Consider the following 10094-nt stretch of genomic DNA (forward strand, 5'->3'; position numbering starts at 1 on the left):
CGCATAGTCACTCCGGATTTTTTTATGGTTTACTTGATTACACAGCCCTTTTATTGTTCAATATGAAATTCTTGATAGACGTCTCTTTTTGGTAAGTCTCGGTCTTTGGCTGCAAGTTTAATCGCTTCCTTTGAAGAAATGTCTTGAGAATTCATCAAATGATTAACGTGTTCTGTAATTGATAAATTGGTCCACCACTTCTCTGTTTCCACGGGGTTTTCTTCCGTAGAACCGTCGATTACTAATACAAATTCACCACGAATTTCTTCATTCTCTGCCCACGCAAGCACTTCCTCCAAGGTACCTCTGACAAATTCCTCAAATTTCTTCGTCACTTCTCGAGCCAATGCTACTTTTCGATTGGATCCAAGAACTAACTGAGCATCTTTCAGTGTTTCCTTTAATCGATGAGGTGCTTCATAAAAAAGCATCGTTTCTTTATTATATTGAATCTTCTCTAATGCTACTTTACGCTCCTTTTTTTGTCTTGGCAAAAAACCGTAGAAAGTAAACGACAACGTTGAAATACCAGATGCTATGAGTGCACTTAATGCTGCATTTGCACCCGGTATTGGAACAACTGCCAAGTTCTCCGCTACAGCTTTTGCTACAATATCTGCACCTGGATCCGAGATACATGGTAATCCTGCATCACTCACAAGAGCAATGTTTTTGCCCTCTCTAAGAAGCATCAGAAGTTTTTCTCCCCCATACTCCAAGTTGTGCTCATGGTAACTGATCAGAGGTGTGTTGATCTCGAAATAGTTACACAACCTCTTTGTGTTACGCGTATCTTCAGCTGCAATATAATCGGCTTCCTTCATCATACGAATCGCACGTACCGTCATGTCTTCTAAGTTTCCAATTGGGGTTGCCACTAAGTACAGAATACCTGTGGCTGACTGACCCGAAAAACTTTTTTGAGCGTTCATATATCCTCACCTCTCGTTTCTTTTGCGATATATTCTATTTTTTTACTCTTTACTAATTGTTTAAATGCATACTCAGCTTTCATTGCCTGTTGTTTTGTTTCATGCTTTTCTTGATAAATGCACCTAACAGGCCGTCTTGCACGTGTATATTTAGCTCCTTTACCACGATTGTGAACATTTACGCGTTTACTCAAATCATTAGTGTAGCCAGCATAATATGAACCATCCGAGCATTCCAATACATAGAAAACATGTGTGCTAGTTGTTTCCATACAGCATTTCTCTCACTTCTTCTGTATATTCACCTTGATCATCATAAACGAATAATGGCGGAAGAATCTTCAAATCCGGCTTGCCATCTTTAATTCCTTCTATTAATAAGGTGTTCGCTTCTTTTCCTTCTTTCGGATAAACAAAACGAATCCGTTTCGGTTCCAAGCGATTGGCTCTCATCGCAGTTACGATGTCCAATAACCGACCAGGGCGATGAACAAATGCTGCCTTCCCACCTTGTTTTAACAACTGACTAGCAGACTGTACGGCCTCATCTAGCGTCAAGTGAATCTCATGACGTGCAATGGCTAAATGTTCTTTTATATTTTTATCACTTGCTTCATGTGCGGGGAAGTAAGGGGGATTGCACGTGACCACATCAAACTTTTCAATTCCAAGTTGTTTAGGTATCACTTTGACATCGCCTTCAATGACGTCAATCTGTTCGTGTAAGTGATTAAAGTCCACGCTTCGCTTTGCCATATCTGCTAGTCTTGGTTGCAATTCAACGGCCGTAATTTTTGCTTTTGTTCGTGCACTCAAAAATAAAGGAATCACTCCATTTCCAGAGCACAAATCAACAATTGCCCCTTGCCTAATCGGCACATACGTGAATTTTGCAAGCAACACAGCATCTAGTGAAAAGGAAAATACCGAAGGACTTTGGATAATTCGAAGTTCTTCAGCCAATAAATAATCTAAACGTTCGTCATCTCTTAATTGAATATCCATTTATAGACCCTCCAACATTAGAAAAACACAGCTTGCACCCATTAATGGTACAAGCTGCTATCAATTCATATTATGAAATCCAAAAATCGAATTTCCTACCAGCACAACAAAAGACCGACATCCACCAAAGTGCAGTGGAATCAGTCTTTTGTCAGCCATTTTGTTTATTTAAAAATGAAAGACAAAACAAACAATCTTCGCCTTTTCGAGAGCTCCCAAAATGTACATGACATACGTGGAACCCTTCTTGATAGAGCCTAGCTAAGTTATCATAACCTTCTCCAATATCTAGACGACTCACTTCTTTTGCATTCAACTCGGACTGTTTTACTGCGGCTTCTTCAGCAGCATGTATTTCATCCAGGCGTTGGCGAAGAAGGAAGTTCTCCTGTTGCAATGATTGATGTTCTTCCATCATCAATGCTACGAACTCTTTAAGTGCATGGAATTGCCCTTGCAATGATTCTAATTGCTGTTCAAACTCCATAACCGTATCCAAAAAATTACGATCTTTCACATACATCACCTCATTGTTCAGTCCATTGCACTTGTTTTTCTGCATGTTGTTGAATTTCTTCTAATGTATAATCAAGCACACGCTGTTGTTCTGCCAATTCAACCTGCATCACGCGTTCTAATAAATTGATTCCTACAACTTTTCCTTTACCATCTGGTGTAGAAATACGGGCACCTATATCGGGCATTAAGCTTTTTGCCGTTTCATACTCGTCATTTTCATACTTTAAACAGCACATTAAACGTCCACATAGACCCGAAATCTTTGAGGGATTAAGAGACAAGTTTTGATCTTTTGCCATTTTAATTGAAACTGGTTCAAAGTCACCTAAAAATGTAGAACAACATAACATACGCCCACAAGGTCCAATCCCACCAAGCATTTTGGCTTCGTCTCGAACCCCTATTTGACGTAGTTCAATACGCGTTCTGAACACTGCTGCTAAGTCTTTTACTAAGTCACGGAAATCCACACGACCTTCTGCAGTGAAATAAAAGATGATTTTGTTTCGATCAAATGTATATTCAACATCCACCAGTTTCATCTCTAAAGCGTGTTCTACAATTTTTTCTGTTCCAAGTTCAAAAGCACGTTTTGACTCCAATTGGTTTTCATCCACTTGATGACGATCACGCTCATCAGCTGGGCGCACAACTTGCTTTAGAGGTAACACAACATCGTGTTCTTCCACTTGTTTTACAGGAACTACGACTTTGCCGTATTCTACCCCTCTTGCCGTTTCAACAATTACATACTGATCTTTTCCCAAAGGAAACTCAGCTGGATCAAAATAATATATTTTACCCGCTTTCTTGAAGCGGACACCTACCACATTATACAAACAAAAATCCTCCTTGCAGATTCAGCATCAACTGTTCCATTAACAGCGTCCGATTCATATTACGATGCAATTGTTGCTTCGATTTTAATATGGCCTCGATTTTATTCGATAACTGCTCAAATGAAATGTGCAGAGCATGTCGTTGATAAAAAGGCAATAAATCTGGAAACGTATATGCTGCATCACTATTAGCCTTCACCGCCACTAAATCACGATATGCGAATAATAGTAGATCCAATGCTCGTTCTGTTTCTTCTTTTTCTTTTAAAACCGGAAGCCATTCTTCATGCACAATAAGCATTGCTTCATTTACATTTGATTCGGCTGCCTCTACTAATTTTAACACTGTTTTTCGAACCTGTAAAAACTGCTCATCTTTTGCCAATTCTAATGACTCGTCCACGTCATTTGTAACCATTGAAACTGTAGCCGCCATTGTAGCTGTTAGCCCTTGATCTATTAGTACTTTCACACGTTCCTCATACGGAATGGATCGAAAAGAAACGATCTGACTACGTGACCGAATTGTCGGCAAAATGGCATGTGATTTATCTGTTAGTAAAATGGCTGTTACAAGTCCTTCAGGTTCCTCCAAGAATTTAAGCAAGGTATTAGCAGCAGAAGTATTCATTCGATCCGCTCTGTGGAGCACATATATTTTACGACCAGCTTCTAGTCCTGTTTTATTCATTTCAAAAATTAACTGTAATATTTGGTCCTTTTTTATATCTTGACCATCGGGCTCAATTTGTACAAAGTTCGGATGGTTACCCGATTCGAACCTTCTACAACCTCGACACGTTTCACATGAAACATTTTGAATCGGTTTTTCGCAAAGCAGTAATTTAACAAAAGCCCGCATGACAGCTACTTTCCCGGTACCTTTTGCTCCTTCAAAAAGATATGCGTGAGCAACTCGGTTTTTTTGAAAAATAGTTTCCAGCTGTTTCATCACGACTGGCTGTAATTTTCGTACTTCTTCAATATGGCTAGTCATTCGTTGCTCACCCTTTCTTTTTTTGAAAAAACCCGTGTTCCGGAGAACACGGGCTTTTCGTGTATGGTTAGTAATTTGATTAAAAATTATGGAACTGTTCAATTGGCAACACGAATATTGTTGCACCACCGACTTCAACTTCTACAGGATAAGGAATATATGAATCCGCATTTCCTCCCATAGGGGACACCGGAGCTACCATTTGCTCGCGAGAACGGCAATTTTCACGAATTAAGCCAAGTGCTTTTGGTACTAGTTCATCATCTGTACCAATTAAAAACGTCGTATTCCCTGAACGTAAAAAACCACCAGTACTCGCTAACTTTGTTGCACGAAAGTCGCCTTTCGTTAAAGCACTTGATAAACGGTTACTATCTTGATCCTGAACTACAGCTACGATAAGTTTCATCAGCCCAACCCCTTTTCCGGAAGTTCTTCCTACTATTATAACATGAAAAGATTGTTCAATTCACTCGGGAATTAGTAGAATCTTTCAAAATTTATGTTTCCATTTTATTTTTCAATTCTTCACCTGTTCATTTTAGCACTTAAGATGTCTTGAATGTCCGATAATACCTGTGCAATTTCTTGATTTGCGTTTACTTTTACAATTCGTTCCGGAAATCTTTTACTTACTTCTTCATATCCTTCACGTACTTTCACGTGAAAATTCAACTCTTCTAAATCTAATCTGTTTACTTCTCTTTCTTTATTCTTGCTAATGCGATTTAACCCAATCCGTGGATCGAGATCCAAGTACAAAGTTAGATTTGGCATGAAACTCCCTATTGCAAATTCATTGATAGTAAGGACTTCGTCAATCCCCAATCCCCTTGCATATCCTTGGTAAGCTAAACTGCTATCGATGAACCGATCACATAAAACAATCTGCCCATTACTTAATGAAGGCATAATTTTTTCAACCAGATGTTGTCTTCGTGCAGCTGCATACAGTAAGGCTTCAGTTCGATTATTCATTTTCGTGTTATTTTTATCAAGTATTACGGAACGTATTTGTTCAGCTATATCAATTCCACCTGGTTCCCTTGTAACAACTACAGCTTCCCCTTTGTTCTCTAGATATTCTTTTATGTATTGTATAATTGTTGACTTCCCCGAACCCTCAACACCTTCTAGGCTAATAAAATAACTCATCCTATATCCTCCAGTTCAATCTTTTGTATAGTGTTTGACTACTTGATTTTCAAGTAGTGGCATATCAAATAAAAATACCTGAGCTCACTCAGGTACTACTAATTTATCCACGTTTTCTTTATATATTCGATATTCATTTTGGTTGGTTTTCTTGGCTTCATACATGGCTTCATCTGCAAATTTCATCAGTTGTTTTTTATCAACTGAATGATCCGGATAAAAGGAAATCCCAATCCCTGCACCCATGAAAATTTCACTGTTATTAACGTAGAAGGGATCTAATAATGAATTCAAGATGCGTTCCGCAACAACTTCTGCCACGTCCTCCGATTCAATTTCCGGTAAAACGATCCCGATTTCATCGCCTCCTAGCCTTGCGACTGTATCCGTTTGACGAACACTAGCTTGAGTCCTTTTCGACATCTCCTTGATTACCGCGTCTCCCGCATCATGCCCAAAAGTGTCATTAATTTGCTTAAACTTACGTCCATCTAGCATCATTACAGCGACTTTCTTTTTGGAACGATTTGCTTGAAGAATTGCCGTGTTTAATCTTTCATCAAATGTTCTACGGTTAGGCAAACCGGTTAAATAATCATAAAACGCCATTTTAGCTAATTCTTCACGAGTTCTTTTTCGCTCAGTAATATCTCGTGCAATGGTTACTAATTGCTTCACAACTCCATTCTCTACTACAGGAGTTGTTGTAGCTTCCATCCAGATATAATGTCCTTTTTTATGACGAACTTTTAGTTCGTAGGGAGCTGGTTTACCACCACCCTTGAGACGCTTAAATCCTTTTTCTAAAGTAGGGATATTAACAGGATGAATATATGCTGTAAGTGGTTGACCAACGTATTCAGAATAAGTGTAACCAAGAATGCTTTCATTTGATGGTGAAACATATTCAACAATACCTGACGGGTTGATTAAATGAATAATATCAAATACATTTTCAGTTATTAGTTTATACTTCTCTTGGCTATCCTGCAGTTCCTGATCAACTTTTTTGAGAACTGAAATATCTTTATAAAAAGCAGTAGCCCCAACGACTAATCCATTCTCATCTTTTACAGGTGTGTACGAAGCAATAATGTCCAAGTTTTCTCCACTCTTCGCCGTCCTTATTGTTTCATGTGAAATTATCGTTTCTCCCTTTCGAATTTTCGCATCAATTTCTTTTATTTCATGCCTCAAGCTCGGTGGAATAATTAAATCCATATTATTAGTCACTTCTTTTTCACTATAGCCAAACGTTTTTTCAAATGCAGGGTTTACTTTTAAGATTTGTCCGTCAGAAAAGTAGAAGATCGGATCAATGGTATAATTCCAGAAAATCTCCAACTCTTCTTTTGTCCGATTTATATCGGTTACGTCTTTCGCCAACCCGTATATTCCCGTAACTTGATTATTTATGATAATAGGGATACTCATAACAAAAAGTTCAACTCGATGGCCATCTTTGTGAAGTAATGCAACTTCATAACTTTCGCTTTTCTTATCCCGTATTGTTTTATCAAAGTGATAAAGTGTTTTTCCTACATGTTCTGGTGCCATCATTGAAACGAAGGACGTTCCTAAGAACTCCTCCTTGGAAAAACCAGAAATTAATTCTACTCCATCATTTCCACTCGTGAGATTCCCCTCCAAGTCATAGGAAAAGATGGCATCAGGATGGTTTTCAAACAATGATTTGTACCTTTGTTCACTCTCGAGTAAAAGATGACCAATTTTATTCTTTTCTGTTATATCACTAGCGATGCCATAAATCCCAACGATATTTCCATCTACAATAATTGGAACATTTTTAACAAGCAATTGAACTAGTTGTCCATTTTTATTTCTGATCCAAGTCTCATACTCTTCCTTTCTGCCCTTTAAAGCATTCATGAAATGAGACATGACTTCCTCTTTCTTTTCTTCTAATATTAGGTGAAGAAATGTGGAACCAATCAATTCATTCTCATGGAAGGCAGAAATTTTCGTAAAGGCCTTATTTATATGTATAAATTTACCTTGTAAATCCATTTCATATACTGCATCATCATTATGTTCTACCAGGGAATTCAATCGCTTTTGATTCATTTCCAAATTTCTCTTTGTTTCCTTTAGTTCCCGTTCTTTACAATTTCTTTCCGTAATATCTCTTACGATCGCCAAAATATATTTGCATTGACCATTCTCTGTCAAAATAGGGTTGAGAGATGCCTCTGCTACAAATTCTCCATTTTCAGATTCAAGTATTTGGATAAAATCAACCGACTTCTTGGTTGCTTGTACCTGCTGGTATTTAGGAATCAATACTTTGGCAAGTTCATCCGGTAGCTTTTCCTCTATTAAACTTCCTATTATATCTCCATCGAATTTTAAAACCTTCATGGCTGACGAATTAACATATACATAGCGGAATGATTTCTCGTCTGTCTCCATCAAGAAAATCAAATCCTTTAAGTAATCAAATATATTTGTGGATGCTAAAAGATCATGTCCTGTTTTATTTAAAAAACTCTTCATAATCATCTCTCCTTTCATTGTAGATTCTTGGTTTCAGTAGTATACGAAAAAAATATTTTCCCATTTCTTATTTGTTCATATTAAGAGGCAGGATAAGCACGAGCTAACTAATAAAGTAATTTGTAAAGGGTTCTATTCGAAAGTGAATTACTTCGCTTTTTGACCAATGATAACACAAAATAGCCCACACTCCGTACGAGAATGTGAGCTGTTATTATATTTACTATTTATGATTGATTATGTTCTTCATCCTGTAAGACAAGCAACAGTTTACGACTTAAGTCATGTTCACCTTGAATCGTGGCACCACTTGCTAAATAATCGGCAAGCATTTTCAACTTGTTGGTTGAAATGAGCTCTCCACGAACAAATAATGGAATGCCTGGTGGGTATGGAACCACACTTCCTGCACAAATTCGTCCAGCTGCCTTTGTATATAATAGCCATTCATTCTTTGCTAGCCCTAAGTCTTTATAAGGAACGGCTAAAGTTGAAAGAGCCTGTAAATCATGTGAATAATCGATATCCACTTTATTTCTTGGTAGTTTTGTGCATTTTTCAACTGCGGATTTTATTTTCATTCGAATTTCAGCAAACGGGAATTGATGTTTTGCCTTTAAAAGCGGTAATATTAATAACACTTGTTCATTATCCGCAAGTTCCACATAGATCCCTTGATGCTCCAGTTGTTGTTGTAAAGAGTACCCAGTAAATCCATGAACTCGAAAAAGTAATTTTAAAGGATCATCTACTTCTATTACCTCAAGATGAGTAATTGTTTTTAAACTCACGACGAATTGCCTACGCTTATTGTTGAATAACTGATAATCTTCATGTACATATGAGCTAATATATTGTCTTGCATCATCTAGTGAGGCAAGTAATAAATAAGATGGACTGCTAGATTGCAGCATTCTTAAATATCGATTGATTTTCTCGTTAGAAACCCGGTGTGAATTGATATGTAAATATGAACCCATCGTTAAAGCCGGCAACGTTTTATGTGCAGATTGAACAACCACATCAGCACCCAACTTTAGGGCAGCTGTGGGAAATTCACCTTTAGCTACAAAATGTGCACCATGTGCTTCATCCACAAGTACAGGCAAGTCTTTCGAATGTGCTAGGTCAATAACTTCATTCATATTTGGATTAATAACTCCATAATAGGTAGGATGAGTTAATATCAGTGCTTTTGCTTTTGGATAAGAGTTAATTGCGGCCTTGATCGTATGGATACTAACATGTGTAGGCGTATGGGTTTGTTCATCCCATTCCGGGGTTAAAAACACCGGATGCACACCAACTAACTCTAGAGCATGAAATACGGACTTATGTGCATTACGTTGCACAAGTACTGTATCTCCTTCGTTACAAGTTGCATACACCATCGCTAAATTCCCTACAGTAGAACCGTTCACCAAAAAATAACTCTGCATCGCACCATAAGTTTTTGCTAACAAATCTTGTGCCTCTTTTATTATATCTTCCGGGTGATGGTAATCATCAAGTCCTGCCAGCTCTGTATAATCAAACTTCATTACATCCTTGAACGCACGTGGCATTTCAGACAAAGTGCCATGTTTATGACCTGGTACATGAAACGAAGTATTTTGTTTTTCATAAAAACGCTGCATTGCTTCTACAATTGGTCGTTTACTCATTTGCTACTCCCTCAACTATTAATTTAAGTTTATTATACAGTAATGTGACATGCATTTTATGAGCTAATCCAAAATGATGAGTCTTGCTTTTTTTAGGCTATGTTAAAGAATGTTGTTGATGTTGAATAAAAAACGAGAGAATACATTCCACAAGTGTTTGGTTTTCATACTTGTGTGCTCTCATTTAAAACTGCATTAACCGACAACCCTAAAGGTATCGGTTTTCTATTTTCCTAGCGACGTCCTACGCACGCAAGGGGAAACCCCCAACTACCCATCGGCACACGAGCTTAACTTCCGTGTTCGGGCTACGAAAGACGATGAACGGCAGATTTCTTCGTCAACCGCAGGTCTTCGATTCTCGCGTATGAGATACGCTCCGAGTCTCTTCCCTTTGTTTCCTCGAACTCTTTGTTCCTCCTCTTTCTCGCACACCTCCTATTAAAGAAACAACAAAACAACAATGAAC

The 10094-nt window shown here is 37.9% G+C and carries 10 protein-coding genes; all 10 read right to left on the reverse strand.

Annotation, left to right across the window (positions count from 1 at the left end; translation table 11 throughout):
- Nucleotides 1–50: 50 nt before the first annotated feature.
- Nucleotides 51–932: a 16S rRNA (cytidine(1402)-2'-O)-methyltransferase gene (gene rsmI, locus GY23_RS16860; RefSeq protein ID WP_075620355.1), complete on the reverse strand. Its 882-nt coding sequence runs from the start codon at nt 930–932 to the stop codon at nt 51–53.
- On the reverse strand, nt 929–1204 hold the full coding sequence (locus tag GY23_RS16865) for a GIY-YIG nuclease family protein (RefSeq protein WP_075620356.1): 276 nt from the start codon (nt 1202–1204) through the stop codon (nt 929–931). Before GY23_RS16865 ends, rsmI begins: the two co-directional genes overlap by 4 nt.
- Entirely contained in the window at nt 1191–1937 is a 747-nt protein-coding gene (locus tag GY23_RS16870; protein WP_075620357.1) for a tRNA1(Val) (adenine(37)-N6)-methyltransferase, read from the reverse strand. The genes GY23_RS16865 and GY23_RS16870 overlap by 14 nt, the downstream gene beginning before the upstream one ends.
- Nucleotides 1938–2088: 151 nt before the next feature.
- Nucleotides 2089–2454 (reverse strand): DNA replication initiation control protein YabA, encoded by a 366-nt coding sequence (yabA, locus tag GY23_RS16875; protein WP_075620358.1) that lies wholly within the window; start codon nt 2452–2454, stop codon nt 2089–2091.
- A gap of 10 nt (nt 2455–2464) precedes the next feature.
- Nucleotides 2465–3295, reverse strand: coding sequence for a PSP1 domain-containing protein (locus GY23_RS16880; protein WP_075620359.1), 831 nt, complete (start codon nt 3293–3295; stop codon nt 2465–2467).
- On the reverse strand, nt 3288–4292 hold the full coding sequence (holB, locus tag GY23_RS16885; RefSeq protein WP_075620360.1) for a DNA polymerase III subunit delta': 1005 nt from the start codon (nt 4290–4292) through the stop codon (nt 3288–3290). Before holB ends, GY23_RS16880 begins: the two co-directional genes overlap by 8 nt.
- Before the next feature lie 79 nt (nt 4293–4371).
- The gene (locus GY23_RS16890) at nt 4372–4701 is read right to left on the reverse strand and encodes a cyclic-di-AMP receptor (RefSeq protein ID WP_075620361.1); all 330 of its coding nucleotides are present in this window, start codon (nt 4699–4701) and stop codon (nt 4372–4374) included.
- Nucleotides 4702–4820: 119 nt separating this feature from the next.
- Complete coding sequence (gene tmk / locus GY23_RS16895; RefSeq protein WP_075620362.1) at nt 4821–5447, reverse strand: dTMP kinase; 627 nt, start codon at nt 5445–5447, stop codon at nt 4821–4823.
- A gap of 84 nt (nt 5448–5531) precedes the next feature.
- Complete coding sequence (locus GY23_RS16900) at nt 5532–7961, reverse strand: PAS domain S-box protein (RefSeq protein ID WP_075620363.1); 2430 nt, start codon at nt 7959–7961, stop codon at nt 5532–5534.
- 227 nt (nt 7962–8188) lie between these two features.
- The gene (locus GY23_RS16905; RefSeq protein ID WP_075620364.1) at nt 8189–9625 is read right to left on the reverse strand and encodes an aminotransferase class I/II-fold pyridoxal phosphate-dependent enzyme; all 1437 of its coding nucleotides are present in this window, start codon (nt 9623–9625) and stop codon (nt 8189–8191) included.
- Nucleotides 9626–10094: the final 469 nt, after the last annotated feature.

This window comes from Paenisporosarcina indica (genome assembly GCF_001939075.1).
GTDB classification, from domain to species: Bacteria; Bacillota; Bacilli; order Bacillales_A; family Planococcaceae; genus Paenisporosarcina; species Paenisporosarcina indica.